General features: G+C 71.7%; 23 protein-coding genes. 13 read left to right on the top strand and 10 right to left on the bottom strand.

Annotation, left to right across the window (positions count from 1 at the left end; genetic code table 11):
* Position 1: 1 nt before the first annotated feature.
* The gene (gene dnaK / locus ABME01_RS04060; protein ID WP_353827074.1) at positions 2-1,885 is read right to left on the bottom strand and encodes a molecular chaperone DnaK; all 1,884 of its coding nucleotides are present in this window, start codon (positions 1,883-1,885) and stop codon (positions 2-4) included.
* A 585-nt stretch (positions 1,886-2,470) separates the two neighbouring features.
* On the opposite strand from dnaK, the gene ABME01_RS04055 reads away from it, so the two are divergent.
* The 4 genes from ABME01_RS04055 (at position 2,471) to ABME01_RS04040 (ending at position 6,748) form a co-directional block, all read left to right on the top strand.
* Positions 2,471-3,223, top strand: a complete 753-nt coding sequence (locus ABME01_RS04055; protein WP_353827073.1) for a putative endonuclease domain-containing protein — start codon at positions 2,471-2,473, stop codon at positions 3,221-3,223.
* Between the two features lie 226 nt (positions 3,224-3,449).
* Entirely contained in the window at positions 3,450-4,976 is a 1,527-nt protein-coding gene (locus tag ABME01_RS04050; protein ID WP_353827072.1) for a M1 family metallopeptidase, read from the top strand.
* A 149-nt stretch (positions 4,977-5,125) separates the two neighbouring features.
* Positions 5,126-6,463, top strand: coding sequence for a dual-specificity RNA methyltransferase RlmN (rlmN, locus tag ABME01_RS04045; RefSeq protein ID WP_353827071.1), 1,338 nt, complete (start codon positions 5,126-5,128; stop codon positions 6,461-6,463).
* A gap of 18 nt (positions 6,464-6,481) precedes the next feature.
* The gene (locus ABME01_RS04040; protein WP_353827070.1) at positions 6,482-6,748 is read left to right on the top strand and encodes a hypothetical protein; all 267 of its coding nucleotides are present in this window, start codon (positions 6,482-6,484) and stop codon (positions 6,746-6,748) included.
* Here the strand turns inward: ABME01_RS04040 and ABME01_RS04035 are convergent.
* The gene (locus tag ABME01_RS04035) at positions 6,745-8,085 is read right to left on the bottom strand and encodes a hypothetical protein (RefSeq protein WP_353827069.1); all 1,341 of its coding nucleotides are present in this window, start codon (positions 8,083-8,085) and stop codon (positions 6,745-6,747) included. The two genes, ABME01_RS04040 and ABME01_RS04035, sit on opposite strands and share 4 nt — an antisense overlap.
* A 170-nt stretch (positions 8,086-8,255) precedes the next feature.
* Between ABME01_RS04035 and ABME01_RS04030 the strand changes: the two genes are divergently transcribed.
* Positions 8,256-8,834 (top strand): hypothetical protein, encoded by a 579-nt coding sequence (locus tag ABME01_RS04030; RefSeq protein WP_353827068.1) that lies wholly within the window; start codon positions 8,256-8,258, stop codon positions 8,832-8,834.
* A gap of 36 nt (positions 8,835-8,870) precedes the next feature.
* On the opposite strand, the gene ABME01_RS04025 is transcribed toward ABME01_RS04030, so the two are convergent.
* Positions 8,871-9,491 carry a TOPRIM nucleotidyl transferase/hydrolase domain-containing protein gene (locus ABME01_RS04025; RefSeq protein ID WP_353827067.1) on the bottom strand — a complete coding sequence of 207 codons (621 nt, stop codon included), beginning with the start codon at positions 9,489-9,491 and terminating at the stop codon, positions 8,871-8,873.
* A gap of 250 nt (positions 9,492-9,741) precedes the next feature.
* Between ABME01_RS04025 and ABME01_RS04020 the strand changes: the two genes are divergently transcribed.
* The 3 genes from ABME01_RS04020 to ABME01_RS04010 all read left to right on the top strand — a co-directional run bounded on the left by ABME01_RS04020 (position 9,742) and on the right by ABME01_RS04010 (position 12,926).
* The gene (locus ABME01_RS04020) at positions 9,742-10,635 is read left to right on the top strand and encodes a serine protein kinase RIO (RefSeq protein ID WP_353827106.1); all 894 of its coding nucleotides are present in this window, start codon (positions 9,742-9,744) and stop codon (positions 10,633-10,635) included.
* Positions 10,636-10,722: 87 nt separating this feature from the next.
* Positions 10,723-11,295, top strand: a complete 573-nt coding sequence (locus ABME01_RS04015; protein WP_353827066.1) for a YceI family protein — start codon at positions 10,723-10,725, stop codon at positions 11,293-11,295.
* A 272-nt stretch (positions 11,296-11,567) separates the two neighbouring features.
* Complete coding sequence (locus ABME01_RS04010) at positions 11,568-12,926, top strand: MFS transporter (RefSeq protein ID WP_353827105.1); 1,359 nt, start codon at positions 11,568-11,570, stop codon at positions 12,924-12,926.
* A gap of 58 nt (positions 12,927-12,984) precedes the next feature.
* Here the strand turns inward: ABME01_RS04010 and ABME01_RS04005 are convergent, their stop codons facing one another.
* Both ABME01_RS04005 and ABME01_RS04000 read right to left on the bottom strand, forming a co-directional pair.
* Positions 12,985-15,567 (bottom strand): ExeM/NucH family extracellular endonuclease, encoded by a 2,583-nt coding sequence (locus ABME01_RS04005; RefSeq protein WP_353827065.1) that lies wholly within the window; start codon positions 15,565-15,567, stop codon positions 12,985-12,987.
* 161 nt (positions 15,568-15,728) lie between these two features.
* Positions 15,729-16,391, bottom strand: coding sequence for a MarR family winged helix-turn-helix transcriptional regulator (locus ABME01_RS04000; protein WP_353827064.1), 663 nt, complete (start codon positions 16,389-16,391; stop codon positions 15,729-15,731).
* Positions 16,392-16,529: 138 nt separating this feature from the next.
* Here ABME01_RS04000 and ABME01_RS03995 point away from each other — a divergent pair, with 138 nt between their 5' ends.
* Positions 16,530-17,216: a winged helix DNA-binding protein gene (locus ABME01_RS03995; RefSeq protein WP_353827063.1), complete on the top strand. Its 687-nt coding sequence runs from the start codon at positions 16,530-16,532 to the stop codon at positions 17,214-17,216.
* 10 nt (positions 17,217-17,226) lie between these two features.
* On the opposite strand, the gene ABME01_RS03990 is transcribed toward ABME01_RS03995, so the two are convergent.
* From ABME01_RS03990 to ABME01_RS03970, 5 genes are all read right to left on the bottom strand, one after another.
* Complete coding sequence (locus ABME01_RS03990; protein ID WP_353827062.1) at positions 17,227-17,850, bottom strand: nucleoside deaminase; 624 nt, start codon at positions 17,848-17,850, stop codon at positions 17,227-17,229.
* Between the two features lie 43 nt (positions 17,851-17,893).
* Positions 17,894-18,694 carry an ABC transporter permease gene (locus ABME01_RS03985; RefSeq protein ID WP_353827061.1) on the bottom strand — a complete coding sequence of 267 codons (801 nt, stop codon included), beginning with the start codon at positions 18,692-18,694 and terminating at the stop codon, positions 17,894-17,896.
* Between the two features lie 10 nt (positions 18,695-18,704).
* Positions 18,705-19,694 (bottom strand): ABC transporter permease, encoded by a 990-nt coding sequence (locus tag ABME01_RS03980; RefSeq protein WP_353827060.1) that lies wholly within the window; start codon positions 19,692-19,694, stop codon positions 18,705-18,707.
* A gap of 85 nt (positions 19,695-19,779) precedes the next feature.
* On the bottom strand, positions 19,780-20,961 hold the full coding sequence (locus tag ABME01_RS03975) for an extracellular solute-binding protein (RefSeq protein WP_353827058.1): 1,182 nt from the start codon (positions 20,959-20,961) through the stop codon (positions 19,780-19,782).
* 41 nt (positions 20,962-21,002) lie between these two features.
* On the bottom strand, positions 21,003-22,052 hold the full coding sequence (locus ABME01_RS03970; protein WP_353827057.1) for an ABC transporter ATP-binding protein: 1,050 nt from the start codon (positions 22,050-22,052) through the stop codon (positions 21,003-21,005).
* Between the two features lie 150 nt (positions 22,053-22,202).
* Here ABME01_RS03970 and ABME01_RS03965 point away from each other — a divergent pair, with 150 nt between their 5' ends.
* The 4 genes from ABME01_RS03965 (at position 22,203) to ABME01_RS03950 (ending at position 26,533) form a co-directional block, all read left to right on the top strand.
* Entirely contained in the window at positions 22,203-23,003 is an 801-nt protein-coding gene (locus tag ABME01_RS03965) for a FadR/GntR family transcriptional regulator (RefSeq protein WP_353827056.1), read from the top strand.
* Positions 23,000-23,809, top strand: coding sequence for a cache domain-containing protein (locus ABME01_RS03960; protein ID WP_353827055.1), 810 nt, complete (start codon positions 23,000-23,002; stop codon positions 23,807-23,809). The genes ABME01_RS03965 and ABME01_RS03960 overlap by 4 nt, the downstream gene beginning before the upstream one ends.
* Positions 23,810-23,903: 94 nt before the next feature.
* Positions 23,904-24,488 (top strand): hypothetical protein, encoded by a 585-nt coding sequence (locus tag ABME01_RS03955; RefSeq protein WP_353827054.1) that lies wholly within the window; start codon positions 23,904-23,906, stop codon positions 24,486-24,488.
* Positions 24,489-24,640: 152 nt separating this feature from the next.
* Positions 24,641-26,533 (top strand): vWA domain-containing protein, encoded by a 1,893-nt coding sequence (locus tag ABME01_RS03950; protein WP_353827053.1) that lies wholly within the window; start codon positions 24,641-24,643, stop codon positions 26,531-26,533.
* Positions 26,534-26,569: the final 36 nt, after the last annotated feature.

Below are 26,569 nucleotides of genomic sequence, written 5' to 3'. Positions count from 1 at the left end.
GTTACTTCTTCTCGTCCTCGTCGTCGATGACCTCGGCGTCGACCACGTCCTCGTCGGAGGACTCGGCGCCCTCGGCACCGGACGCGGTCGCGTCCTCACCGGGGTTGGCGCCGGCCGCGGCGTCGGCTGCCTGGCCCTGCGCGTAGATCGCCTCGCCGAGCTTGCCCTGCGACTGCGACAGCGTGTCGAACGCGGACTTCACCGCGTCGTCGTCGTCGCCCGCGAGGGCGGTCTTCAGCGCGTCGACGTCGCCCTGGACCTCCGACTTCACGTCGGCGGGGAGCTTGTCCTCGTTCTCCTTGATGAGCTTGTCGACCGAGTAGGCCAACTGCTCGGCCTGGTTGCGCGTCTCGGCGGACTCGCGGCGCTTCTTGTCCTCGGCCGCGTGCTCCTCGGCGTCGCGGACCATGCGCTCGATGTCGTCCTTCGGGAGCGACGAGCCGCCGGTGATCGTCATCGACTGCTCCTTGCCGGTGCCCTTGTCCTTGGCGGACACGTGCACGATGCCGTTCGCGTCGATGTCGAAGGTGACCTCGATCTGCGGGATGCCGCGGGGCGCAGGAGCGATGCCGGTCAGCTCGAACGTGCCGAGCGGCTTGTTGTCGCGCGTGAACTCGCGCTCGCCCTGGAAGACCTGGATCGCGACCGACGGCTGGTTGTCGTCGGCGGTCGTGAAGGTCTCGCTGCGCTTGGTCGGGATGGCCGTGTTGCGCTCGATGAGCCTGGTCATGATGCCGCCCTTGGTCTCGATGCCGAGGCTCAGGGGGGTGACGTCGATGAGCAGCACGTCCTTGCGCTCGCCGCGGAGGACGCCGGCCTGGAGGGCGGCGCCGACGGCGACGACCTCGTCCGGGTTCACGCCCTTGTTGGGCTCCTTGCCGCCGGTCTCCTTCTTGACGAGCTCGGAGACCGCGGGCATGCGGGTCGAGCCGCCGACCAGGACGACGTGAGCGATGTCCGAGACCTTGATGCCGGCCTCGCGGATGACGTCCTCGAAGGGCTTCTTCGTGCGGTCGAGCAGGTCCGAGGTCATGTTCTCGAACTGCGCGCGCGTGATGGTCTCGTCGAGGTTGGCCGGGCCGTTCTCGGTGAGCGAGAGGTAGGGCAGCTGGATGCTGGTGCTCATCGAGGAGCTCAGCTCCTTCTTGGCCTGCTCCGCGGCCTCCTTCAGGCGCTGGAGGGCGATCTTGTCCTTCGAGACGTCGACGCCGGTCGACTCCTTGAAGCGCTTGATCAGGTGGTCGACGATGCGCTGGTCCCAGTCGTCGCCGCCGAGGCGGTTGTCGCCGGCGGTCGAGCGGACCTGGATCGTCGAGAAGTCGTCGTCCTTGCCCACCTCGAGGAGCGAGACGTCGAAGGTGCCGCCACCGAGGTCGAAGACGAGGATGAGCTCGTCCTCCTTGCCCTTGTCGAGGCCGTAGGCGAGCGCGGCCGCGGTGGGCTCGTTGATGATGCGGAGCACGTTCAGGCCCGCGATCTCGCCGGCCTCCTTCGTGGCCTGGCGCTCGGCGTCGTTGAAGTACGCCGGGACGGTGATGACCGCGTCGGTGACGATGTCGCCGAGGTACTGCTCGGCGTCGCGCTTGAGCTTCTGGAGGATGCGCGCCGAGATCTCCTGCGGCGTGTACTCCTTGCCGTCGATCGCGGCCGACTTCCAGTCGGTGCCCATGTGGCGCTTGACCGACGAGATGGTGCGGTCGACGTTGGTCACGGCCTGGCGCTTGGCGGTCTCGCCGACGAGCACCTCGCCGTCCTTGGTGAACGCGACCACCGACGGGGTGGTCCGGAAGCCCTCGGCGTTCGCGATGACGACGGGCTCGCCGCCCTCGAGGACGCTGACGACCGAGTTCGTGGTGCCGAGGTCGATTCCGACTGCACGTGACATGTGTGTATCTCCTTCTGCCTGAGGGTCTCGCGGACAACGCCCTCCGGCGATCGGCCCGGCGTTCCTCGCCCGCGGCCGAAGTCAGTGATCGGCGAGACTTGAGCCCCGCCGACTCAAGTGTCCGATCCGCCCGAATCGATGTCAAGTCGAGACCGGAGAACTTGAGCGTACTCGGCTCAACTCTCGGCGCACTCCCAGTATTCCCCGCGTCCCCTCGCCGCCCGCACCCCGCACCCCGCACCCCGCACCCCGCACCCCGCACGCGCGAGTGTCCACTGGATGCTGCCCGCACACGCGCGCAGCGACATCCATCGGACACTCGCGGGAGCACGCGTCGGGCAGGCGCGTCCGGGTGAGCGCGCTGACCCGTCCTCCACGAGTGCGACGCCGCGCCCCCACGCATGCAGGCGAGCCGTTCGGCATCGACGTCGGCGACGGAGCCATCACCCTGCGGCGATGCGCGCACGACCGCTTCCGCCTCCACTGCGGTCCGGACCGTTCGCGGTCCACGAGGCGGACGCCCTCGGAGTGCCGCGCGGGCGGCTTCGCGCCGCCGACCTCACGGCGCCGTACCACGGCGTACGAATGGCCGGCGTACCGGGCGACCTCGAGGCGCACTGCCGGGCGGTGGCGAAGCGGATGCCGTCGTCGCAGGTGTTCAGCCACGCGACAGCTGCGGCCCTGTGGGGCCTGCCGCTCCCACGCGGACACGAGCGGCCGCCGCTGCACGTGTCCGCGCTCCACGGACGCGAGCCGCGGTGCGCCGGCGTGATCGGCCATCGCATCGACCCTGCTCGCGTGCGGCCGGCAGTGGTGCGCGGAATGCCGTCGGTGTCCCCGGCCGACGCGTGGTGCCAGCTCGCCGGGTCGCTGTCGCCGGCGGACCTGGTGGCGGCGGGCGACGCGCTCCTCGGCTGGCCCGTGGCGATCATCACGGCCGACGAACTCGATGCGGCGATCGAACGGCACCGCGGCGGCCGGGGAACGCGAGTGCGCGACGCGGCCCGCCGCGACATCCGGCCCGGCGCGGCCTCCCGCCGTGAGTCGCTGCTGCGACTCGCGGTGAGGCGTGCGGGTCTCCCGGAGCCGGAGTGCAACGCCGCGATCCGCCTGCCCGGCGGACGGACGGTGTTCGGCGACCTGGTGTTCCGCGCCGGCCGGGTGCTGCTGGAGTACGACGGCGACCACCACCGCACGGATCCTGCCCAGTTCGCGCGCGACGTCGGCCGCCTCAACGCGCTCGCCGCGGCGGGGTGGATCGTGCTCCGCGTGCGTTCATCCCTCGACACGCCGCGCGTGCTCGACCAGCTCGCCTCGCTGCTCGTCGCCCGCACGTGACCCGGCGGCCACGAGTGTCCAACCGATGCCGGATGTCGCGCCCGGAGGCCGCATCCATTGGACACTCGCCGGGCGGGCGGACGGATGGGGCGCGGGGGTGCGGGGGGGCGCGGCGGTGCGGGCTGCAGGGGGTGTGCGACGTCGTACGGCCGAAGAGGGGGTACCGGCGGGAGAGGCACCACCTTAGAGTTCGAGCACCGAGCACCGAGCGCGAGGGGGAACCGCGATGATCAGGTACGGGCGGAAGCTGGTCGGCGGGGTCGCGGTCGCGACGCTCGCACTGGGCGCGCTGGGAGCGGCGAGCGCCGTGGCGGCGCCGGGCAAGCCCGGCGAGGGACGCTACACGGCGGGCGCCCCGGGCGTCGGTGACGCGTACTTCCCCTACGCCGGCAACGGCGGATACGACGTGCAGCACTACGACCTCGACGTCACCTACACGCCGCCGGCCCCGAGCCCTGCGGCGCTCGAGGGCGAATTCGAGGGGGTCGCCACGATCGACCTGGTCACGACGCAGGACCTCGACCGATTCAACCTCGACCTTCGCGGGATGGACGTGCACGCGCTGAGCGTGGACGGCAAGCCGGCGGCATCCGTCGCCCCGCCGCTCGCCGGTGCCGAGGTGGAGGGCGCGGCGTACTGGCACGTGCAGGACGACACGGCGCGCGTCTGGGAGCTCACCGTGCAGCCGCGTCCGAAGCTCAAGGCCGGACAGCACGTGCAGGTGGTCGTCGAGTACGGCGGCACGACCACCCGGCCCCGGGACATCGAGGGCGTGCTCTACGGCTGGGTGACGCAACGCGACGGGGCCATGGTCGTGGCCGAGCCCGAGGGCTCGATGACCTGGTACCCGGTGAGCGACCACCAGACCGACAAGGCGACGTACTCGTTCGAGATCACCGTGCCCGAGGGCAAGGTCGCGGTCGCGAACGGCATCCAGCCGAAGCCCGAGGAGACGGCCGACGGCTGGACCACCTGGTACTGGGACGCCCCGGACCAGCAGGCCAGCTACCTGACCACCGCGTCGGTCGGCGACTTCGACCTTCGCGACGCGTACACCTCCGCGAGCGGCGTGCCGATCATCGACGCGGTCGACACCAAGCTGAGCACCACCCGCCTCGCGACCACGAACGCGAGCCTCGGCCGGCAGGTCGACATGATCGACTTCTTCGAGTCGAAGTTCGGCCCCTACCCGTTCGTCGCGTACGGCGCGATCGTCGACAACGACTCGGTGAGCTACGCACTGGAGACGCAGACCCGGCCGGTGTACTCCTCGCAGGCGAGCGAGGGCACCGTCGCGCACGAGGCCGCGCACCAGTGGTTCGGGAACGCGGTGAGCCCCGAGCGGTGGCAGGACATCTGGCTCAACGAGGGCTGGGCGACCTACGCGACCTGGATGTGGAACGAGGAGCAGGGCAGGAACACGGCGCAGACCACCTACGACAACTGGTACGCGCCGGCGCGCACGCCGGCGTACTGGGACCTCCAGATCGGCGATCCCGGCGAGTTCGGGCTCTTCGCGACGCAGGTCTACAACCGCGGCGCCGCCACGCTGCACGCCCTCCGCGTCGAGGTCGGCGACGACGCGTTCTTCGCGGGCGCCCAGCTCTGGCTGCAGCGCTACGACGACTCGGTCGGCACGTCGGAGGACTTCCAGGAGGTCTACGAGGAGGTCTCCGGCGAGGACCTCGACGAGTTCTTCCAGATCTGGCTGTATGCCCAGGAGAAGCCGCCGGCCACCTGGACGACGCCCTAGGAGACGATGCGGCGGCGCGCGTGGCCCGGTGCCCGCGCGCCGCTCGCGTGCGGGCATGACTCGACCCCCTGCTCCGCCGCGGCGATCGACACGACCACCCGAAGTCCCGGACCCCGTTCGGCGCGCGAACCGCGGCGTACGCTGGATCCATGTCGACCGACGCGCCCGAGAGTCCCACCCCCGCCGAGGACGGCCCGGCGACGCCGCGCGAGGGCGCGCCGAACACGGCGCGCGCGGGCGGCATCCGTGAGACGACCCCCCGATCCGCATCCGGCGGGTCGGGTGTCCGCCAGGTCCGGCCGAAGACCGAGGGATGGCAGCAGCAGAAGGGCGCGGACGGCCGGCCGCTGCTCCAGTTCGCCTCTCCCAAGCGCGGCAAGCCGCCCGCCCACCTCGCCGACCTCGCGCCCGAGGAGTGGAAGGCGAAGGCCGACGAGCTCGGGATCCCGGCGTTCCGCCTCAAGCAGGTCGCCCGGCACTGGTTCACGCGGTGGACCGATGACCCCGCCGAGATGACCGACCTGCCGTCCGCCGGGCGCGAGGAGCTCGTCGCCGGGCTCCTGCCGCCGCTGCTCACCGAGGTGCGCCGCCTCGAGACGGATCGCGGCGACACGATCAAGTTCCTCTGGAAGCTGCACGACGGCGCCCTGGTCGAGTCGGTGCTCATGCGCTATCCCGGCCGGATCACGCTCTGCGTCTCGAGCCAGGCCGGATGCGGCATGAACTGCCCGTTCTGCGCGACCGGCCAGGCCGGCCTCACCCGCAACATGTCCGCGGCGGAGATCCTCGCGCAGGTCGTGGCCGCGAACCGGGTCATCGCGTCGGGCGCCCTGCACGGCAAGCGAGCGGACGACGGCACGCCGGAGCGGGTCTCGAACATCGTCTTCATGGGCATGGGCGAGCCGCTGGCGAACTACGCCCGGCTCATGCGCGCCGTCCGCTCCATGGCGGCGCCGGCGCCGAACGGCCTCGGGATGTCGGCGCGCAACATCACGGTCTCGACGGTGGGCCTCGTGCCAGCCATCCGGAAGCTCGCCGACGAGCACGTGCCCGTGACCTTCGCGCTCAGCCTGCACGCGCCCGACGACGGCCTGCGCGACGAGCTGATCCCGGTGAACTCGCGGTGGAAGGTCGACGAGGCGCTCGATGCCGCACGCGAGTACTTCGAGAAGACGGGCCGACGCGTCTCGATCGAGTACGCGCTGATCAAGGACATGAACGACCACGGATGGCGCGCCGACCTGCTCGCCGAGAAGCTCAACGCCCGCGGGCACGGGTGGGTGCACGTCAACCCGATCCCGTTGAACCCGACGCCGGGGTCGATCTGGACGGCGTCCGAGCTCGACGTGCAGCGCGAGTTCGTCCGGCGACTGTCGGATGCCGGCATCCCGACGACCATTCGCGACACCCGCGGCAAGGAGATCGACGGCGCGTGCGGTCAGCTCGTCGCGACCGAGGACGACGAGGCCGCCGCCGCGCGCGCCTGAACCGAAGGAGGCAGCACCATGGCCGAACCGATCGAGGTCGGGATCGTCTCGTACACGCTCTCCGCCGACGTCTACGAACGCATCGGCGCCGACTTCGACACGGAGGCCGTGGACGACGCCATCCTCGCGCGGCTGAACCAGCTCGTGCCGCGGGGCGTCGTCGTGCACCGCAACGGGAAGGCCTTCGCCGACCCCGCGGTCGCGGACATGGCGCGCGGGATCGACTGGGCGCACCTGCTCTCGCAGGTCGACGTCGACCAGATCCTCGCCGACCACAGCCGCTAGCGATCCCTGGTGCCTCCGTCGAGGATCGGCGCTCCGACGGGATCCCACGTCCGTCCGATCGCCGCGCCGCCGGCGCCCGGTGCCGGCGGGGCGTGCCCCGGCGAGGTCGGCGGAGCACCGGTGCCGGCGCCCGATACCCAGTTCCCCCGGCCGAGGTCGATGATCGTCTCCACCGCCCCGAAGAACGCGTTCTCGACGGTGTTCTCGTGGAAGAGCAGGTCGGCGACCTCGCTGTCGAACTCCGCGATGTTGTTGCCGACGAAGGTGGTGGACGCCACCGCCTCGTGCGGCAGGAGGTACGGCTCGTTGGCGAAGGCGAACGCTCCGTTCCCGCCCAGGCGGTTGCGGCCCACGTAGGTGTCGGTCACGCTGCCGACCAGGCTGATCGCGCCGTACATGGAGTCGTGCATGAGCACGCGGTTGCCCGTCAGGACGGCGCCGTCCTGGACATCCCCGTAGTACGCCGAGGCCGCGATGAGGATGCCGTCGGCGTAGGGGTTCTCGCACTCCACGGCGTTGTCGGTCACGAGTGCCCGGCCACCGAGCGAGTTCCCGATGATGATGCCGTTGCCGCCGCCGTACGGGAGGGGTGCTCGAGGCGGACCCGGCGCGATGTCGTTGTCGACGATGGCGACGGCTCCGAGGTTGACGCCGGCGAGGATGCCGGCCGTACTGACGCCGCGGATCTCGTTCCGCTCGATCCGTGCGTCCGCGCTGAACCCGAAGAGCGCCAGTCCGTAGCCGTTGTCGGCGTGGACGTCCTCGATCAGGTTGTCCGCGATGAGTATGTCGCCCGTGACCGCGTCGAGGCCGACCACCCACACCGCTTGGCCCTTGTCGACCCCCGGGAGCCACTCGGGGAGGCCGACGACGTCCGTGACGTGGTTGCGCGTGAACTCGAGGCCGGTCGAACCGCTGGCGTACAGCGCGGCCACCCCCGGCGCGTCGAAGGTGATGTCGCTGATTCGACTGTCGACCGGCGCGTCGTACCACGCGCGGAACGGGGCGAAGCCGCCGGAGATCGTCGTCGGGTGCGTCCCCGCCACCTCTCCCTCGATCTCGACGTCCCGGCTCAGGTCGACGAAGCCGCCGCCGGGCAGGTTCGACCCGAAGTCGAAGACGCCGGGCGCACCATCCACCGTCGTCGCCTTCAGTCGGACCGTGCCGCCGAGGTCGACCGCCGCCTGGACGTTCGGCACGTCCTGCGCCGGGTCGCCGACGGGGTGGACCACCGTCAGGTCGGGCCCGGGCGCGGGGACCGCCGCGGAGCCGATCAGCACGATGCCGATCGCCGCGGCCAACGCTCCGATGCGCTGCGACGCCGGCGTCGGTCGCATGTCGACCACCTCCACACCGTCGATAGCGCCATTGTCCGCCCGGACGCGGTGCCGACACCGGGACTTCCGGCACCGCGGTTCGCACGACGTCGCGCCGTGCGTACCGGGTGGTTCCGATCTCAGGGCCAGCCCGGTGCGCGCGGCTGGGTCGGGTGGCTAGCGTGCGGCCCATGACCCGACACCTCGCACCCGCCCTGACCATCGGCGCCCTGGCGCTGTCCGCCGTGCTGCTCTCCGGCTGCGCTCCGGTGGAGTCCTCCGACGCCGCCGTCGCACCCGAGCCGACCACCTCGCCGACGCCGACGGCCTCGGCCGGACCCGACGCACCCGAACCCGCTGCCGAACCCGCCGGGGACGAGGCGTCCGCGACCTGCGACGACCTGCTCGACGCCGACGAGATGGCCTCCCTCGACGCCGACGGGATGACGCTCCGACCGGAGCTCGCCGGCCTCGGGACCGCGATGAACGACCTGGTCGCCGACGGCGGCCTCGGCTGCGTCTGGGCCAAGCCGCAGGGTGACGTGGCGGTGTGGGCCGCGCGCCTCGCCGAACCCGATGACGCGTGGTCGTCGCGACAGGCGGCGCTCACCGCTGCGGGCTGGACGGAGAGCGGCGACCCGATCCCGGGCACCCTCGTCGCGCCGCCGGACTACGACGTGAACTACCGCCCGTCACTGGTGCACCTCGACGGCGTGACCTACTTCGCCAGCTACGCCGCCTTCCTCGAGTCCTTCGAGGGCATCGGCTGACCGGCCGGGTCGTCACCCGGGCGGACCGGCCCGGCCTCACGCCGAGGTCGGGCCTCCGACCGCCGGTGCGTCGGCGATCGCCGCCTCGAGCAGCCGCACCATCGAACGCGGCAGGCGATCCGCCGGCATCGACGCGATGACGTCGGCGGCGAACCACGATTTCCGGCCGCTCGCCGTGCCGGCGAATCGACGCAGCTGCGCCGACAGGGAACGACCTCGCTGGTGCGGCTGCTGCTGGAAGGAACGGAACCTCGCGAGGTCGCCATGCGCGGCGATCACCGTCTCGACCGCCTCCGTCCCCGCGGCCCGGATGAGCTCGTCCTCGAGGTCGGCGGTGCAGGCGTGGAAGCCGGCCGCCTCCAGTCCGCCGTGCGCGTCCACCACGCGACCGGATGCGGCCAGCATGCGCTCGACGACGTGCGCCTGCTCCGCGTCGAACAGGCCGAGCACCCTCGGCGGCGCCTCGCGGCCGTCGAGCGCCTCGAGATGGCGGCGCAGGTTGGTGATCCCGTCGATCGAGGTCACGCGGACCCCGGCACGCCCCGGCTCGAGGCCCAGCCGGCTCGCCAGTGCCTCCAGTGCCAGGCGATCGCTCTCGCCCTCGACGAGCACGACGGTGCGCGGCTCCCGCGCACGCGTCCCGCCGTCGCCCCGCATGGCACCGACCCTAGCGCCGGGTCTTTACGGATGCCGCGCCCGGGCGTAGGCTCGGGCGCGGCCCGGCCTCGTCGGCACCGTCCGTCGGCCGTCGGCCATGGAACCGGCACCCGCATCGCGGGCCGAGAGCGAAGGGAGTGAGCGATGAACACCGTCCTCGTCGCGCGTATCGCAGACACCCTTCCCTGCGAGGCCGCCCGCTAGCATCCGCGACGGTGGCCTCCACGATCTCGGAGACACCACCGTGAACATGCTGTCGTCCCTCGACGATTCCGCCGCGCGCGCCCGCGCGGCGTCCGCCGCACCGTCCGGTGCGGCATCCGAACCCCTCGCCTTCGCCGACGTCGAACCCGGCGAGGACCAACGCTGGTCGACCTGGCCCGCGACCCAGCCGAGCGAGCGCGGACCGGAGCCCCGGCCCGACTGGCTCGTCACCTCCGCCGCCGCACTCGACACCGAGCTCGGCATCGTGAAGTCCGGCAAGGAGGCCGACCTCTGGCTCATCGAGCGCGCCGTGCCCGGTGCGCCCCATGGCGCCCCGGGGACCCGCTCCCTGCTGGCCGCGAAGCGCTACCGCGGCACCGAGCACCGGATGTTCCACCGCTCGGCCGTCTACACCGAGGGGCGCGCGGCGCCCCGCCGCAGTCGCGACGTGCGCGCCGTCCAGCGCAGCTCCACGTACGGTCGCGCGGTCGCGCGCACCGAATGGGCGTACGCCGAGTTCGCGGCCCTCTGCCGGCTGACCGAGCTCGGGGCGCCCGTGCCCTACCCGGTGCAGGTCAGCGAGACCGAGGTGCTCATGGAGTTCATCGGCGAGGACCGAACGGCCGCCCCGCGCCTCGCGCAGGTTCGCGGGACACCCGACGAGCTGCGCGAGCTGTTCCACCAGGTCATCGACCTCATGCGCACGCTCGCGCTCGCCGGGCTCGCGCACGGCGACCTCTCGCCGTACAACCTGCTCGTCGACCGCGGGCGGGTCGTCGCGATCGACCTGCCCCAGGTCGTCGACGTGGTCGCGAACCCCAACGGCTTCGACCTGCTGCACCGCGACTGCGTGAACGTCTGCGAGTGGTTCACGCGGCAGCGGCTCGAGTGCGACGCCGAGGAACTGTTCGCCGAACTCGTCGCCGACGTGACCCGCTGAGCGCCCGCGCCCCCTCGCCGCTGTGCGCGGACTCCCGGCTGCGGGATGAGAGACTGTTCCGGTTCGTGCAACGACCCTGGGGAGATCATGATCGACATCGGACCCGAACTGAGCGGCGACTGGGACCTCGATCCGGCGCACACGCGCATCGGCTTCTCGGCGAAGCACGCGATGGTCGCCAACGTCCGCGGCGCCTTCAACGACCTGACCGGGACCCTGCACGTCGACTTCGACGCCCCCGAGCAGTCGACCGCCGAGGTCGTGCTCAAGGTCGCCAGCATCGACACCCGCAACGCGCAGCGCGACGAGCACCTGCGCAGTGCCGACTTCTTCGACGTCGACACCTACCCCGACATCACGTTCCGCAGCACGCGGATCGAGGAGGTCGGCGAGCACGCCCTCGTCGTCTCCGGCGACCTGACCATCCGCGACGTGACCAAGCCGATCACCATCCCGATCGAGTTCACGGGCGCCCAGGTCGACGCGTTCGGCGCGACGCGGGCCGGCTTCCAGGGCACGCGGCGCATCGACCGACGCGAGTTCGGCCTGGAGTGGAACATGGCGCTCGACTCGGGCGGATGGCTCGTGTCCGAGAAGATCACGCTCGAGTTCGAGATCTCCGCGATCAAGCGCGGCGAGGAGGCCGAGCAGGCCGCCTGATCCGCGATCGACGTGCCGCCGGCTGAGGTCGGCGACGGGCTGTCGCGGAGGGAGTCGAAGGCGCTAGCCTTCACGGGATCGACGTGGATCGGCCGGGCCGGTCGCGCCGTCACCGCCCGTTCACCCCACGCCGGGAGACTCCCCACATGACCGACCTGCCCACCCCGCCCGACCCGAACGCACCCGAGACGAGCACGCCCTCGTCCCACGGCCCTTGGTCGACCCGTCCCGGTGCCATCGCGCCGGAGGCCTCCACGGCCGACCTCGGCGTCATGACCGGACTCGAGCTCCAGGCGGAGCGACGGGTGCCGCGTCGTCAGGTGTGGTCGTGGGCGATGTGGGACTGGGCGACGCAGCCGTTCAACTCGGTCATCCTCACGTTCGTCTTCACGGCGCTGTACCTCACGAGCGACTGGTTCCTGGATCCGTCGATCGCCGAGCTCGGCGAGGGCGACCCGGCTCGCGAGCGCGGGCTCGCGGACCTCGCGAGCGGGCTGGGCTGGGCGATCACGATCGCGGGCGTCCTGATCGCGGTCCTGGCCCCCGTGCTCGGCCAGCGGGCGGATGCCGCGGGGCGCCGAAAGCTCTGGCTCGGCGGCGCGACCGCGGCGCTCGTGGCCAGCATGGCCGCGCTGTTCTTCGTCGAGGGCTCGCCGTCGTTCTTCGTGCTCGGCGTCTCGCTCATCGCGGCCGGCACGGTGTTCAGCGAGATCGCGGGCGTGAACTACAACGCCATGCTCGTGCAGGTCTCGACTCCCCGCACCGTCGGCAAGGTCTCCGGGCTCGGCTGGGGCCTCGGCTACCTCGGCGGCATCGTGGCGCTCGTGCTCGTGGTCGTCGCGACCGCGTTCGACTGGTGGGGCATGCCGACCGACGACGGCCTCGTGTTCCGCGTGATCGCGGTGGGCTGCGCGATCTGGACCGTGATCTTCGCCTGGCCCGTGCTCGTCTTCGTGCCCGAGGCACCGCCCGCGCCGGGGCGGGAGCGCGTCGGATTCCTGCGCAGCTACGCGGTGCTGGTGCGCGACATCGCGCGGCTCTGGCGCGAGTCGCGCCCGACGTTCTGGTTCCTGCTCGCGAGTGCGGTGTTCCGCGACGGCCTGGCCGGCGTCTTCGCATTCGGCGCGGTGATCGCCGCCGTCGCATTCCGCTTCTCCGCGGACGAGGTCATGATCTTCGGGATCGCCGCGAACCTGCTCGCCGGCGTCTCGACGATCGTGGCGGGGTGGTTCGACGACCGGTTCGGGCCGCGCGCGGTGATCCTCACGGCGCTCAGCGGCCTCGTCGCCGCCGGCCTGATCGTCTTCTTCCTCCATGACGCGGGCAAGCTGCCGTTCTGGGTGTTCGGCCTGATCCTCACGCTGTTCGTCGGACCGGCCCAGGCGGCCTCGCGCTCGTTCCTCGCCCGCGTCACGCCGGCCGGCCGCGAGAGCGAGATCTTCGGCCTGTACGCGACCACCGGTCGCGCCGCGAGCTTCCTGTCGCCGCTGCTGTGGGCCTCGTTCATCGCCATCTTCGGGGCGACCTACTGGGGCATCCTCGGAATCGTCCTCGTGCTGCTCGCCGGCCTCGTGCTCATGCTCTTCGTCCGGGTCCCGCAGCGGGCGCCGGGCACCACGACCGCGGCCTAGGAACGACGACGGCGCGTCGCCCCGGGGAGGGGAGCGACGCGCCGTCGGGTCGTGCGGGCTACGGTCCGACCGTGACCGTCACCTCCTGCGTGGTGGTGTTGCCGTACGGATCGGTCGCCTCGAAGGTGATGACGTACGACGTCCGGGCCCTGGCGAGCACCCGGACCTCGGTGTCGGAGACGACCTCGATCTGCGCCTTGTGGCCCTCGGCCGTGGCGTCGACCAGGGCGACCTCGACCTCGCCGGAGTCGTCGGAGGCCTCGATGTCGAACGTGACCGTGCGCCACATGGAGTTCGGCGGGAAGACGACCGACGGGTCGGCCGTGACCGAGAGCTCCGGGGCGATGAAGTCGAAGCCGACGATCACCGGGTCGTGGTCGCTCGAGCGGAAGGGGTCGGGCGCGAAGATGGCGTCCTGGGCGTCCTTCTTGAAGCGGGTCAGGTAGTCGAGCAGGTCGGGCTCGTCGGCGTTGATCGCCCACGTCGACGCCCCGGTGACCTTCTCCGCGAGCGCCGGTCCGACGAGCGCGTAGTCGAGGTAGCCGAGCTGGCCGTCGAACACGTAGGAGTAGGCCTCCTCGCCCTGCTCGCTGAGGAGCAGGTCGGTGTAGCCCGCGTCGGTGATCGCCTGGATCGGGTCCTCGTGGTCGTACGAGTTGAGGTCGCCGATGATGAGGTCGCGCCCGGGCTCGGCGCCGGTCGGGCCGGTCGCGAGCCAGTCGACGAGGGCCTCGGCCGCCGCCGTGCGGGTCAGGTTGCAGTTGCCCTGGCCGTCGCCCGTGTCGGGGTCGCCGAGGTCGTCGCAGTCGCTGCCCTTCGACTTGAAGTGGTTCACGACGACCGTGACCTCCGCACCGGACTCGACGTCCGCGAAGGTCTGGGCGAGCGCCGGCCGGTTCTTGTCGTCGTTGAACCGCGGGTCCACGGAGCCGTCGAGCACCGCGAAGTCCCCGGAGGGCGAGACGGCGGACGGCTTGTAGATGAACGCCGTCGTGATCGCGTCGGTGCCGAGCACGCCGGTGTCGATCGCGTCGTAGACGTCGCCGCCGAGCGCGTCGTTGATCGCGGCGACGAGCGTGTCGAGCGCCGTGCCGTTGTTCTCGATCTCGATGAGCCCGACCACGTCGGCGTCGATCGCGGTGATCGCGCTGACGATCTTGGCCTCCTGACGCTCGAACTCCTCGACGGTCTCCGCGCCGCGCGAACCGAGCGTCGTGAAGTAGTTCAGGACGTTGAAGCTCGCGACGGTGAAGTTGCCGCCGACCTCGGGGAGGTCGGGCCGCGGGTTCGCGGCCTCGTAGTCGGCGCCCTGCGTGGGCTGCACCCGCCAGAGGCCGAAGCGGTAGTCGAGCACGCCCGTCGCGTTCGTGACGAGGTCGCCGCCGCGGAAGGTGTTCTCGAGCGTGAACTCCTCGCCGTTCGGGTGGATCGCCGGGTCGGGGTTCTGCGCGCTGCGGCCGTCGTCGAGCGTGATGCGGTTCGCGGCGTTCTCGGCCGCGAGCTCCAGCGCCTCGGGCGAGCCGGGCTCGTACAGCGCGGTCGGCTGGAACTGGCGCTCGGTGCCGAGCACGATCTCGCCGAACCGGTCGTAGTTGAAGTACTCGATGATCGCGAGTTCCTGCGGCAGCGTCACGCGCATGCCCTCGAGCGACTCGTAGGTCGCGTCGTCGGACGGCAGGGTGAGCTCCACGGCCGCCGGCAGGGCGAGACCGCTGTCGCAGACCTCGACGTCGGCGGCGGTGATCTCGGTCAGGCCGCTGAATTCAGTGACGGACCCGAGGACGTGCACGAGGTCGCCCTCGGCCACCGCGGCGCCGCCGGGGGCGTAGACGAAGATGCCGTCGGACGTCGCCGCATCGGCGTCGCCCTCGTCCTGCACGTAGTACCCGTTGAAGCCACCGACCTGGAAGTCGCCCACCACGATGCCCTCGATGCGCACGGTCTGTCCGGCGACGGGCGAGCTCGCGCCGGCGCCCTGGACGGATCCGATCGAGACGACGTCCGCGTCGCAGTCCGCGACGGGCGGCGGCGGCGGCGTGCCGTCGCAGTCGACGGTGTGCGAGCCGAGCCCGTCGAAGGTGTTCTGCGCGTAGCCCGTCCACTCGACCGCGGGATCGAACACGTCGTTCGGGTTCGTGTCGCCGGTGCAGACGGTCGCGTTCCGGCGGAGCGTGTTGTCCTGGGTGGAGGTCAGCCCCGTTCCCCATTCGGGCGTGGGCCGGAACCCGACCTGGCCGAGGGAGTCGACCACGGCGCCGTCCTTGCGCAGCACGACGGCGTCGTCGCCGTTCCAGAGATTGCTGCTCGTGATCTGGTCCGCGAAGGCGACGAGGTCCTCGTCGGCGAACACGAAGGCGTCACCGGCCGCGACGGTCCCGGTCAGGGCGAAGGTGCCTCCGGCCGTCGCGGTGGCGGCGCCGTTGAAGTAGACCTCGAGCTGGTAGCCGCTCAGCGGGATGTCGGCGTCCGTGGGGTTGTACAGCTCGATCGCCTTGTTGAACCCCGAACCCTCGACGTACTCGCTGATGATGAGGTCGGCGGGTTCCGCGGCCGCGGCGGACGAGACCGGAACGAGGACCCCCACCCCCATCAGCGCTGCGGCCGTGACCCCGACGGTCAGGCGGCGGATGGTTGGTTGCATGCGTGGCACCTCCGGCACTCGCGGCGAGGCCACCGTGACCCCCCGGACGGGCGTCAGCCTAGGCATGGCGCCGCACGCCTGGGAAGACCCGTCACGAGACGTTCACGCGCTGCATGCGAATGTGCAGGTTTCCGGGTGCGAGCTGCTCACATGAGCACGGCTCACCGGTGCGCGCGATGCAGCCCATCGGCGAACCGGGTGAGGAGGTCGGCCAGTTGCGCCCGCTCGCCGTCGGTGAAGCCGTCGAGCGCGGCCTCGATGGTCTGGCGCCGCGAGGTCGCCGCGCTTCGGAGCGCGTCGCGTCCCGCGTCGGTCAGTCGGATGCGGGTGCGTCGCGCATCGCCCGGATCGGCCTCCCGCACCACGAGCCCGTCCTCTGCGGCCGCCTGGACGAGCCGGCTCGCGCGCGGCTGGTCGACGCCCACCGCGCCGGCGAGCTCCGTCACGCTCATCGGGCGATCCGCGGCATCGAGCGTCGCGAGCAGGCGCGCCCGTGCGATCGGGCCGACGCGGAACTCCCACGGCCCCCGGGCGCCGCGTCGCCCGCGGCCGCCTCGCCACGGGTCGCCGGCGCCGTCGCGGTCGTCGGCCGGCCCGTGGGAACGCCCGCCCCACGGGCCGCCGTGCGGCTCGCCGTGGTGCGGACCGTGCTCGCCGTCGCCCTGCCCGCGGTGTGCGCGACCGCGGTGCGGTCCTCCCGCACCGTCGGGCCCGCCGCCGTGCGGCCCACCCCACCGCACGCGCCCGCCGCCTCGGAGCGCGGCGAGCGCCGCCTCGATCCGCTCGACGGGATCGCCGCTGCCACCGGTCGCCTGCTCGTCCACCACCCCAGAGTACATGTCACTTGACATGCAAACCACATGCATGTCATCCTTCATGCACTTGTCATATGACATGTATTCCACCGGATCGCTCCGCGAACGGCGGACGAGCGCCCACCGGGCGCCGACGAGAGGATTCCCATGAACGACACACGACACGACCACGACCACGACGACCCCCACGACCACGACCACGACCATTCGTCCCGCCGTCACGGCGCCGACGACGCGCACCGACCCGCAGACCGGCCGGGTGACGCCACCGGCGACGGCGGTTCAGCGGCGTCCGGCGCCGCGCGGCCGCTCGGCTTCTGGCTGGCGACCGTCGAGCGACGCATCACGGCGGAGGTCGAGGCGGCCCTCGCCGACCTCGAGGTCACGCGGCGCGACTGGCGCCGCCTCAACCTGATCGCGGGCGACGTCCGCGATGAGCGCATGCTCGCCCGGCTCGACGCCCGCCCGCACAAGCTCGACGACCTCGTCGAGCGCGGGTGGGTCGCCGGCGGCCCGGGCGACTGGTCGGTGACGACGGCGGGACGCGACGCGCTGGACGAGCTGACCCGGCGGGTCGGCGCCGTCCGCGACCGCGTCGCCGGCGCCGTCGCATCCGAGGACTTCGCGACGATGCTCGCGAGCCTCGAGGCCATCGCCCGGGAACTCGGCTGGGACGAGTCGTCCGCGAGCGAGCACGAGCGCCGACGCCGCGGCGGCCCGGGCACCGCCCGCGCGCATCGCGGCCGGACGGCCGGCCGGGGGCACCGTCACGACCGGGACGTGCACGTCCGCGTGCACGTGCACCACGGCCGCCGTCGCGGCCACGGTCGCTGATCCCGGCGGATCACTCCGCGGCGCGGCCGGGCTCCCGCTCGGTCGCGCCGCGCGCGTTGTAGACGACCGCGTCCGAGGCGCCGAAGGCGCGGAACACCTCGATCGCCTCGTCGCGGCGCACTCCCGAGTGCACGCGGATCCCGCGGCGATCGAACTCGCCCATCCAGTCGGCGGGCATCGGGCCCTCGTCGAAGCCGGTGAGCCGCTCGCACTCCTCGCCGTGCCCGGCGAGCACGAGCCGGCGCACGCCCGACCACATCGTCGCGCCGTAGCACATGACGCAGGTCGCCCAGTTGACGACGAGCTCGAGCTCCGCGCCCTCCGCGCCGAGGTCCCACCGCCCGAGCCTGCGCTGCGCGAGGCTGATCGCCGTCACCTCGGCGTGCAGCGAGCTCAGACCGCTGGAGAGCACCAGGTTGACGCCCGCCGAGACGAGCGCGCCCGTCGCGGGGTCGACGACGAGCGCGGCGAACGGCCCGCCGCTGCCCTCGCGCCAGTTCCGGTCCGCCAGCGCGATGGCCAGCGCCATCCGCTCGTCGTCATCGGGCAGCGGCCGGGCCGCGAGCCGCGGCAGCTCGGCGGCCAGCCACTCGGGCAGCGCGGCGGAGAAGGACGACGTCGGCGTGGCATCCATGCCCCCATTGTCCACCGTCCGCACGCCCCGGCGCGCGCCGGGATCAGCGGCGCTGCTGCTCCTCCCCGGAGAGGCGCTGCGCGAGGTAGATCGGGATGATCGAGACGAGCACGAGGACCACCGCGATCACCGAGACGATGGGCGCCTGGCTCGGCCGGAACATGTTGTTCAGGATGAAGATCGGCAGCGTCGTCACGCCCGACCCGGCCGTGAACGTCGTCACGATGATCTCGTCGAACGACAGCGCGAAGGCGAGCAGGCCGCCGGCGAGCAGCGCCGAACGCAGCTGCGGGAAGGTCACGAGGCGGAAGGTCGTCCAGACACCCGCCCCGAGGTCGGCCGAGGCCTCCTCGAGCTTGGTCCCCGTGCGGCGCAGCCGCGCGATCACGTTGTTGAACACCGTCACGATGCAGAACGTGGCGTGCGCGATGATCACGGTCCAGATCGACAGCGGCACGCCCATGATCGTGCGGAAGAAGTTGTTCAGCGCGATACCGGTGATGATTCCGGGAAGCGCGATCGGCAGGATCACCAGGAGGTTGACGGTGTGCCGGCCGAAGAAGTCGAACCGCTGCAGGGCGAAGGAGATGAGCGTGCCGAGCAGCAGCGCGACCGCGGTCGCGACGATCGCGACGAACACGCTGGTGCCGACCGCCTCCATGGCGCCCGCGCTGCGGAACGCCCGCTGCCACCACTCGAGCGTGAAGCCGGGCGGAGGCCAGCTCAGCGACGTCGACGTCGAGAACGAGTTCACGAGGACCACGCCGAGCGGCACGTAGACCACGACGAGGATGAGTCCGGCCACGACGGCGAGCGTCGTGCGCGAGAGTCGGGAGAGTCGCATCCGTCGCCCCTTACAGGTTGTCGAGCGCACCCGTGCGACGCACGAGCGCGAGGTAGCCGAAGATGATCGCGATCGGGATCAGCGCGATCGCCGCCGCGAGCGGCAGGTTGTTGGCCGCGCCCACGTTCGTGTAGACGAGGTTTCCGAGCATCTGGCTCGCGCCGCCGACGATGTTCACCGTGATGTAGTCGCCGAGCGAGAGCGAGAAGCTGAAGATCGTGCCCGCGATGATCGCAGGGAGCGCGAGCGGGAAGACGACGTGGCGGATGGTCGGCCAGGTCTTGCCGCCGAGGTCGGCCGAGGCCTCGAGGAGCGAGTCCGGCACCCGCTCGAGCCCCGCGAAGATCGGCAGGATCACGTACGGCAGCCACAGGTAGGACAGCGTGATGACCGTGGCGGGCAGCCCGTAGCCGGGCGTGTGCAGCCCGAACGGCGCGAGCACCCACTCGAGGATGCCGTCCTGCGAGAGCACCGAGCGCCACGCGTACGCCTTCACGAGGTAGCTCGCCCAGAGCGGCATGAGCACGGCGATGACGAGGAGCCGCCGCGCACGCGGCGAGGCGACCTTGGCCATGTAGAACGCGATGGGCAGCGCCAGCGCGACGTCGATCACCGTGACGAGCAGCGCGACGCCGATCGTCCGCAGGGTCACCGTCTGGTACAGCGAGCCGGTGAGCACCGTGATGATGTTGTCGAACGTCCACTCGGTGCGGATCTGCCCGGTGAAGCTGTCGACCGTCCAGAAGGCGGTGACGAGGAGTGCGGCGAGCGCGACGACGTAGACCAGGCCGAGCCAGAACAGCGGCGCCGCGAGCAGCAGGCCGAGGCGCACGCGCGGGTGCGCACTGAGGTAGACCGACCCGCGTCGAGCGGGCGTCGGCTTCGGCCTCGGGATCCCGCGGCGGGGCGCCCCACCGGGTGCGGTGGCGGCCCGGTCGGGCTCGGGCGGCTCGGAGGCCGCGTCGCGAGCGGATGCCGGTGCCGTCGCGTTCATCGTCATGCTGCTTCCTGTCGGGTGGTGCGTGAACGGGGGGTGCGGGCCGGGGAGGAAGGGAGAGCTCCCCGGCCCGCGGTGGAGATGCGGGTCAGCCCTTGATCTCCTGCCACGCAGCGGTCCACTGCGCGTAGTCGACGCACTCGACGTCGGTGCGGCCGTCGACGCACTCGGCGATCGGGGTCGTCCAGTACCAGATCTGCGACGCGTACTCCTCGTCACCGGCGTGGTAGGCCTCGCAGTCCTCGCGGTAGTCGCACGCGGCCTCGCTCGAGGGCGCCTCGCCGAAGTACGAGGTCGCCGTCGCGTTGGCCTCGGGGCTCGCGATGTAGTCCAGCCACATGTAGGCGCAGTTCACGTTCGCGGCGTCGGAGGCGACCATCCAGGTGTCCGACCAGCCGGTCGCGCCCTCCTCGGGGAGGACGACGTCGGTCGACGCGCCGGAGTCGGCGAGCACGTTCTGGATGACCTGCCACGTCGTGCCGACGACCGAGTCGCCCGACTCGAAGGCCTGGATCTCCTTGAGGTAGTCGGACCAGTACTCGCCGACCGACTGGCGCTGCTCCTTGAGCAGGTCGACCGCGGCCTGGAACTGCTCCTCGTCGAGGGCGTACGGGTTCTCGATGCCGAGCTCGGGCTGGTGGGCCATGAGGTAGACGGCGGCGTCGGCGATGTAGATCGGCGAGTCGTACGCGGTCACCTTGCCGGCGTTCTCGCCCGCGTCGTCGAACACGACGTCCCACGAGGTCGGAGCCTCGGCGAAGACCTCCGTGTTGTACATGAGGAGGTTGGCGCCGTAGCCGTGGGGCACGCCGTAGGACTGCCCGTCGACCGAGTTCCACTCCTTCTCCTTGAGGAAGTCGAAGACGCCCTCGTAGTTCGGGATCAGGTCGGTGTTGACGGGAGCGACCTCGCCGCCCGCGATGAGGCGGAGCGTCGCGTCGCCCGAGGCGGCGACGACGTCGTACTCGCCGGTCTTCATGAGGTTCACGGCCTCGTCGGACGTGCCGTAGGTCTTCGAGGTGACCTCGCAGCCGGTGGCCTCGACGAACGGGGTGACCCAGTCGACGGTCGGGTCGTTCGAGCCGTCCTCGACGTAGCCGGGCCACGCGAGGATCGACACCTGGCCCTCGGCCTCGCCGAGCTCGGTGAGCGCGTCACCGGACGAGGAGGTGTTGCCCGAGGTGGTGCCGCACGCGGTGAGCAGCGCGACCGAGCCGATCGCGAGTCCGACGGTCACGCCGCGGCGTGCCGTGCGCGAGATGCGCATCATGGTTCTCTCCTGGTTTCTCTGTGGGGTGGTGTGGTGCAGGTTCAGGCGGCGGGAGCCGGTGCGGGCTCCGCGCCGCCGAGGGCGACGACGTCGTCGTCGTGCCAGCTGACGACCACGCGGTCGCCGCGCTCGTCGTCGTGGACGCGATTGCGGTCGTTCTGCTCGAGCACGCTGACGCGCACGCCGGCGTCGAGGTCGACGACCAGGCGGATGCCGCTGCCGAGGTAGATCGTCTCGACCACGGTGCCCGGCGCGTTCACGATCCCCTCGCCGGACTCGCCCCCGCCGACCGCCATCTTCTCGGGCCGCACGGAGTGGGTGCCGCCGCGGCCCATGAGCTCGCGGGACGCGGCGTCGTCGAACAGGTTCGAGGTGCCCACGAAGTCGGCGACGAAGCGCGAACCCGGGCGCTCGTAGAGCTCGGCGGGCGTGCCGAGCTGCTCGATGCGCCCGTCGTTGAACACCGCGACCCGGTCGGAGAGCGTGAGCGCCTCCTCCTGGTCGTGCGTGACGAAGATGAACGTGATGCCGAGCTCACGCTGGATCTCCTTGAGCTCGACCTGCATCTGCTCGCGGAGCTTCAGGTCGAGCGCGCCGAGCGGCTCGTCGAGGAGCAGGACCTTGGGCTGCACGACGGTCGCCCTCGCGAGCGCGACGCGCTGCCGCTGGCCGCCGGAGAGCTGCGCCGGCTTGCGGTCGGCCATCTGCTCGAGGCGCACCGACGCGAGCGCGCGGCGAGCGCGGTCGAAGCGTTCCTTCCGGCCGATGCCGCGCACTCGGAGGCCGTAGGCGACGTTCTCGAGCACGCTCATGTGCGGGAAGAGCGCGTAGTCCTGGAATACCGTGTTGACGTCGCGGTCGAACGGCGCACGGCGCGTGACGTCGTCGCCGAAGAGCTCGATCGTGCCGCCCGTCGGCTGCTCGAAGCCCGCGATGAGGCGCAGGACCGTGGTCTTGCCCGAGCCGGAGGGCCCGAGCATGGAGAAGAACTCGCCCGCGGCGATCTCGAGATCGACGTGGTCGACGGCGGTGACGGCGCCGAACTGCTTCGTGAGTCCGGCGAGCCGGATGGCCGGCTGCGGGTCGGTCATGGGCCTCTCCTTCGATGGCGTGTTCAAAATCATATGGATTCATATGTCATAGTCCAGACCTCCGTGTTACGGTCGCATCACGGAATCGCCGGCGACCGTCCCCAGTCCGGGGGGGGCCGGGATCCGCCGGCTCGCGATCGAGGAGGACGGATGCCGCAGGCCACCGCGCGCGCCGACGCCGCCCGAGCTGTCGTCTTCTCCCCGCTCGAGGGCGCGGGTCGCGCCGAGCTCGTGGAGCAGCGGCTGACCGACGCGATCGTCTCGGGCGTGCTGCACGACGGCGAGCGCCTGCCGAGCGAATCCGACCTGGCGCGGCTCCTCGGGGTCGCAGTCGTGACCGCCCGCGAAGCGCTCGTCGCACTGCGACTGAAGGGGCTCGTCCGCACCCGCCGCGGACGCGACGGCGGCAGCTTCGTCACGTACGACCGCGACACGGCCGCACGCCTGCTCGAGCGCCGGATGCGTGCGGCCAGCCGCATCGCCCTCCGCGACCTGTCGCTGCACGTGTCCGCGATCGCCGGGATGGCCGCCGAGGTCGCCGCCGACCGGGCGAGCGACGACGACGTCCAGAGCCTCGTGGACATCGATGCGCGCGCGGACCTCGCCACTCCCGGTGGCGCCCGCCGGGCGGTCGGTCGATTCGGGCTCGAGGTCGCCGCCGTGAGCCAGTCCCCCCGCCTCGTCCAGGAGGAGCTCCGGCTGCAAGCCGAGACCGGTGCACTGCTGTGGATGTGCCTGCGCGAACAGGAGCACCGCGACCGGAGCCGCGAGGCGCGACTGCGCGTGATCGAGGCCATCCGCCGATTCGACGGCGAAGCGGCTCGCCGTGCGACGGTCGAGCACGTGACCGCGGCCGTCGAGTGGCTCATCGACGAGAAGGCCCGGCTCGAGTCGTCCGACGCCCCCGTCCTGCCGATCCGACCCGATCCGTCCGAAGGGAGCCGGACATGACCACCACTGCGCCCGCGATCGACATCGCCGATCGCATCGCGGCCACGATCGATCCCGTCTTCGCCGTCATCGACGGCTGGCGGCACGACCTCGCCGCCCATCTGGACGGGGTCGGCGAACCACGGGCCCGAGAGCTCGACCCGGTCGTCGCGGAGCTCGTCGGCGCGGAGCTCGAACGCCCCGGCACCCTCATCACCGGCGCCGGCTTCGTCGCGGCGCCGGGATTCCTGGTCGACGCGCCCTGGCACCTCGCCTGGTGGCTGAGCGGGGCCTCGACCTTCCGCACGGACATCCTCGGCACGGGACTCCGCCGTCTCGATGCCGTCAGCGACCCCGACTCCGAGGCGTTCCGCGACTACACGACGCTCGAGTGGTGGCGCGTGCCGGAGCGCACGCACCGTCGCCACCTCACCGGACCGTACGTCGACTACCTCTGCACCGACGACTACACGGTGACGATCACCTCGCCGATCGTGCAGGACGGCGAGATGACCGGCCTCGTCGGCACCGACGTCTACGTGGCGCGCCTCGAGCAGGCACTCGTCCCCGTCATCCGGTCCGCCGACCGGACCTGCACGGTGGTCAACGCGTCCGGACGGATCGTGGCCTCGACCGACCTGCACCGCGCCACCGGTGCGCTGCTCCGGCTCGACGGGCTCACCGAGGCGCTCGCCCCGCTCCGCGAACGTGAGGGCGACGACGACGGCGCGCCCCGCGCCGCTGACGGTACCGCCACGCCGTCGCTGCCCGGTGGCGCCGAAGTGGTGCCCTGCGGCGACACCTCGCTCGCCCTCGTGCTCGAGTAGTCGACCACCACGTCGCCCGGGCGCCGGTGCTCGGGCGACGCCCGGCACGGGTATCGTGAGAGCCCAGCGGAACCGGAGCGCCCGGAGGCCGGGCGTGATCGACGAGGGATCGGCGGTCAAGCTCGTGACGACGACGATCAGGCAGAAGCAGCAGCGCCGCATGCGGCGACGCTGGCTCGCGTACGCCGTCGTCACCCTCGCCTGGGCCGTCACGGTGGGCATCGGCGCGGTGCTCTCCCCGCCGGCCTGGCTGCACGACGCCGCACTGTTCGTCCACCTGGCGTCGCTCATCGTGGGGCTCGGCGCGGTCCTGATGATCGAATGGCACGCCGCGCTGTGGGCGACCGGATGGAGCAGCGTGCGCGAGCTCCGGCAGGCGGACCGCACGATGATCCTCCCGGTGTGGCTCGGACTCGGCGGCCTCCTCGCGAGCGGAGCGCTGCTCTCACCCGACCTCTCCTCCCCGATGACGCTGCTGAAGCTCGGCGCCGTGCTCGTGCTCAGCCTCAACGGAGTGGCCCTGACCAAGTGGACCTCCGACCTCGCGCGGCTGCCCGGCCGCGCGAGGTTCCAGAGCCTGCCGCGCCGGGCCAAGGCCGGTTTCGTCGCGAGCGCGATCGTGTCCCAGCTCGCATGGTGGACCGCGGTCGTGGTCGGGTTCCTCAACACGCTCGGGTGAGCCGGCGACGCGGCCTCAACGCCTTCCGACCCGACTGGGATATGCTCGCGAACGACGCAGCATCGACGGGAGGGGCTACCGATGCGCCGCGCACCGGATCCTGACCGACCCATCGCGGGCGGCTCGTCGCCCGTGCCGTCCGGAGGCCGACGATGACCGGCACGACCGGCCCCGTCCGTCGCGACCGGCGTCGCATCCGCGAGGAGGCGCGCCGGCGGCGGCGTCGCGTGCTGTGGATCCCGATCGCGGCGGCGGTCGTCCTCCTGCTCGTCGTCGGCGGGATCGCCACCGCCGTGTTCCTCGGCGGCGGCGGCGCGAACACGGTCGGCACGCCCGCGCCGGACCGCATCTCGTTCCCGGCCGACGAGCCCGCGAGCTCGGCGGGGATCGAGCCGTGCACGACCGTCCCGGTGCTCTCGTCATTCGAGAACGCGGAGATGATCGAGCAGCTGGCGGAGGGGTACAACGCCGAGCCCCGGAACATCGGCGGCTCCTGCGTCGAGGTCTCGACCTCCAGGTCCAAGTCCGGCATCGCCGCGGAGGACGTCGCGGCCGGGTTCGCCGACGTCCCGGACGCCGAGCGACCGGTCGTCTGGGTCCCGGACGCGAGCTCCTGGCTCGGCGTCGCCCGCGAGACCGGCGGCGACATCGTGCCGGACGAGGCCGAGAGCCTCGGCTCCTCCGACATCGTGCTCGCCATGCCCGAGCCGCTCGCGGCGGCCATCGGCTGGGATGCGGATCCGCCGAGCTGGAGCGAGGTCTTCGCGCAGGGCGACGACCCGGAGGTCTGGAGCGACCTCGGGCATCCGGAGTGGGGGGCGTTCAAGCTCGGCAAGACCAGCCCCGTGATCGCGAGCTCCGGCCAGGCCGCGATGCTCGCCTCGTACGGCTCGGCCGCCGGATCGGTCGAGGACCTCCAGGCCGGCGACATCTCGGACCCGGCCGTGGTCGACGAGGTCCAGCGGCACGAGCTCGCGACCAGCCACTACATGGCGACGCCCGAGCACTTCCTCTGGCACGCGCGGCAGTCCGAGGACGAGGGCTCGGCCGCGGACTTCCTGTCGGCCGTGATCGTCGACGAGAAGTCGGTGTGGGACTACAACCGCGGCATCACGAGTCGCGACGGGGTGACCCGGATCGAGAGCGACCCGCCGGCCGAGAAGCTCGTGCCGATCTACCCGACCGACGGCTTCTACGTCGCGGACAACCCCGCGGTCGTGCTCGAGGGCGACTGGGTCGACGACGCCGACGCCGCCGCCGCGCAGGACTTCATCCGGTACGTCGGCACCGCCGAGGGGCAGGCCATCGTCCGGGAGACCGGATACCGCGACCTCAATCGCGAGCTCGACCCGGACGTCGCCGAGGTCGGCGCCCTCGAGGAATCGCCGACCGGCGTCCTGGCCTTCCCGGCACCCGAGGTCGTCGTGGCGATGCAGGATGCGTTCCCCGACGTCCGCAAGCGCGCCTCGGTGCTGTTCCTGCTCGACGTCTCCGGGTCGATGGACGACCCGATCGAGACCGGCGAGTCGAAGCTCGACGCGGCCAAGTTCGCGATCCAGGAGGCGCTCGACTACTTCGCAGCCGGCGACGACGTCGGCCTCGCGGCGTTCTCCGCGCGGGGTTCCGGCCCGTTGACCCCGGGCGAGGTCGCGCCGGTGAGCGACATCGGCGAGGGACGGGACGGCTTCGTCGCGGCGCTCGATTCGCTCACGGCGATCTCCGAGACCCCGCTCTACGAAGCCGTCGACACGTTCGCGATCCAGCGCGGGGCGGCGTGGGACCCCGACCGCATCAACGCGATCGTGCTGCTCAGCGACGGGCAGAACAGCACGCCGGCCGAGCGCACCTCCGAGGCGGAGATGCTCGAGACCCTCGAGGAGCTGCACCACACCACCCCGGTGCTCGTGTTCACCCTCGCGTACGGCGCCGACGCCGACGTCGAGACGCTGCAGGCGATCTCGAGCACCACCGGCGCGCACTACTACGACGCCACGGACCCGACCGAGGTCGACGAGGTGCTCGGCGACCTCGTGACGAGCTTCTGACCCGACCGTCACACGACGAGACCTTGCGGGCGTCCG

The organism is Agromyces litoreus, from assembly GCF_040496015.1.
GTDB lineage: Bacteria > Actinomycetota > Actinomycetes > Actinomycetales > Microbacteriaceae > Agromyces > Agromyces litoreus.
Note: the sequence above shows the minus strand (reverse complement) of the source record. Positions and strands in the feature narration are given on the sequence as shown.

Excerpts from the sequence above, each read along its gene's own strand:
- ABME01_RS04005 (WP_353827065.1), bottom strand. The coding sequence starts at position 15,567 with ATGCAACCAACCATCCGCCGCCTGACCGTCGGGGTCACGGCCGCAGCG.
- ABME01_RS04025 (WP_353827067.1), bottom strand. The coding sequence starts at position 9,491 with ATGCGGGGCGACGGCGGGACGCGTGCGCGGGAGCCGCGCACCGTCGTG.
- ABME01_RS03990 (WP_353827062.1), bottom strand. The coding sequence starts at position 17,850 with ATGGATGCCACGCCGACGTCGTCCTTCTCCGCCGCGCTGCCCGAGTGG.
- ABME01_RS04055 (WP_353827073.1), top strand. The coding sequence starts at position 2,471 with ATGGCCGGCGTACCGGGCGACCTCGAGGCGCACTGCCGGGCGGTGGCG.
- ABME01_RS03980 (WP_353827060.1), bottom strand. The coding sequence starts at position 19,694 with ATGACGATGAACGCGACGGCACCGGCATCCGCTCGCGACGCGGCCTCC.
- dnaK (WP_353827074.1), bottom strand. The coding sequence starts at position 1,885 with ATGTCACGTGCAGTCGGAATCGACCTCGGCACCACGAACTCGGTCGTC.
- ABME01_RS04035 (WP_353827069.1), bottom strand. The coding sequence starts at position 8,085 with ATGCGACCGACGCCGGCGTCGCAGCGCATCGGAGCGTTGGCCGCGGCG.
- ABME01_RS03975 (WP_353827058.1), bottom strand. The coding sequence starts at position 20,961 with ATGATGCGCATCTCGCGCACGGCACGCCGCGGCGTGACCGTCGGACTC.
- ABME01_RS03950 (WP_353827053.1), top strand. The coding sequence starts at position 24,641 with ATGACCGGCACGACCGGCCCCGTCCGTCGCGACCGGCGTCGCATCCGC.
- ABME01_RS04040 (WP_353827070.1), top strand. The coding sequence starts at position 6,482 with ATGGCCGAACCGATCGAGGTCGGGATCGTCTCGTACACGCTCTCCGCC.
- ABME01_RS04015 (WP_353827066.1), top strand. The coding sequence starts at position 10,723 with ATGATCGACATCGGACCCGAACTGAGCGGCGACTGGGACCTCGATCCG.
- ABME01_RS04050 (WP_353827072.1), top strand. The coding sequence starts at position 3,450 with ATGATCAGGTACGGGCGGAAGCTGGTCGGCGGGGTCGCGGTCGCGACG.
- rlmN (WP_353827071.1), top strand. The coding sequence starts at position 5,126 with ATGTCGACCGACGCGCCCGAGAGTCCCACCCCCGCCGAGGACGGCCCG.
- ABME01_RS04010 (WP_353827105.1), top strand. The coding sequence starts at position 11,568 with ATGACCGGACTCGAGCTCCAGGCGGAGCGACGGGTGCCGCGTCGTCAG.
- ABME01_RS04020 (WP_353827106.1), top strand. The coding sequence starts at position 9,742 with ATGCTGTCGTCCCTCGACGATTCCGCCGCGCGCGCCCGCGCGGCGTCC.
- ABME01_RS03970 (WP_353827057.1), bottom strand. The coding sequence starts at position 22,052 with ATGACCGACCCGCAGCCGGCCATCCGGCTCGCCGGACTCACGAAGCAG.
- ABME01_RS04030 (WP_353827068.1), top strand. The coding sequence starts at position 8,256 with ATGACCCGACACCTCGCACCCGCCCTGACCATCGGCGCCCTGGCGCTG.
- ABME01_RS03995 (WP_353827063.1), top strand. The coding sequence starts at position 16,530 with ATGAACGACACACGACACGACCACGACCACGACGACCCCCACGACCAC.
- ABME01_RS03960 (WP_353827055.1), top strand. The coding sequence starts at position 23,000 with ATGACCACCACTGCGCCCGCGATCGACATCGCCGATCGCATCGCGGCC.
- ABME01_RS03985 (WP_353827061.1), bottom strand. The coding sequence starts at position 18,694 with ATGCGACTCTCCCGACTCTCGCGCACGACGCTCGCCGTCGTGGCCGGA.
- ABME01_RS03965 (WP_353827056.1), top strand. The coding sequence starts at position 22,203 with ATGCCGCAGGCCACCGCGCGCGCCGACGCCGCCCGAGCTGTCGTCTTC.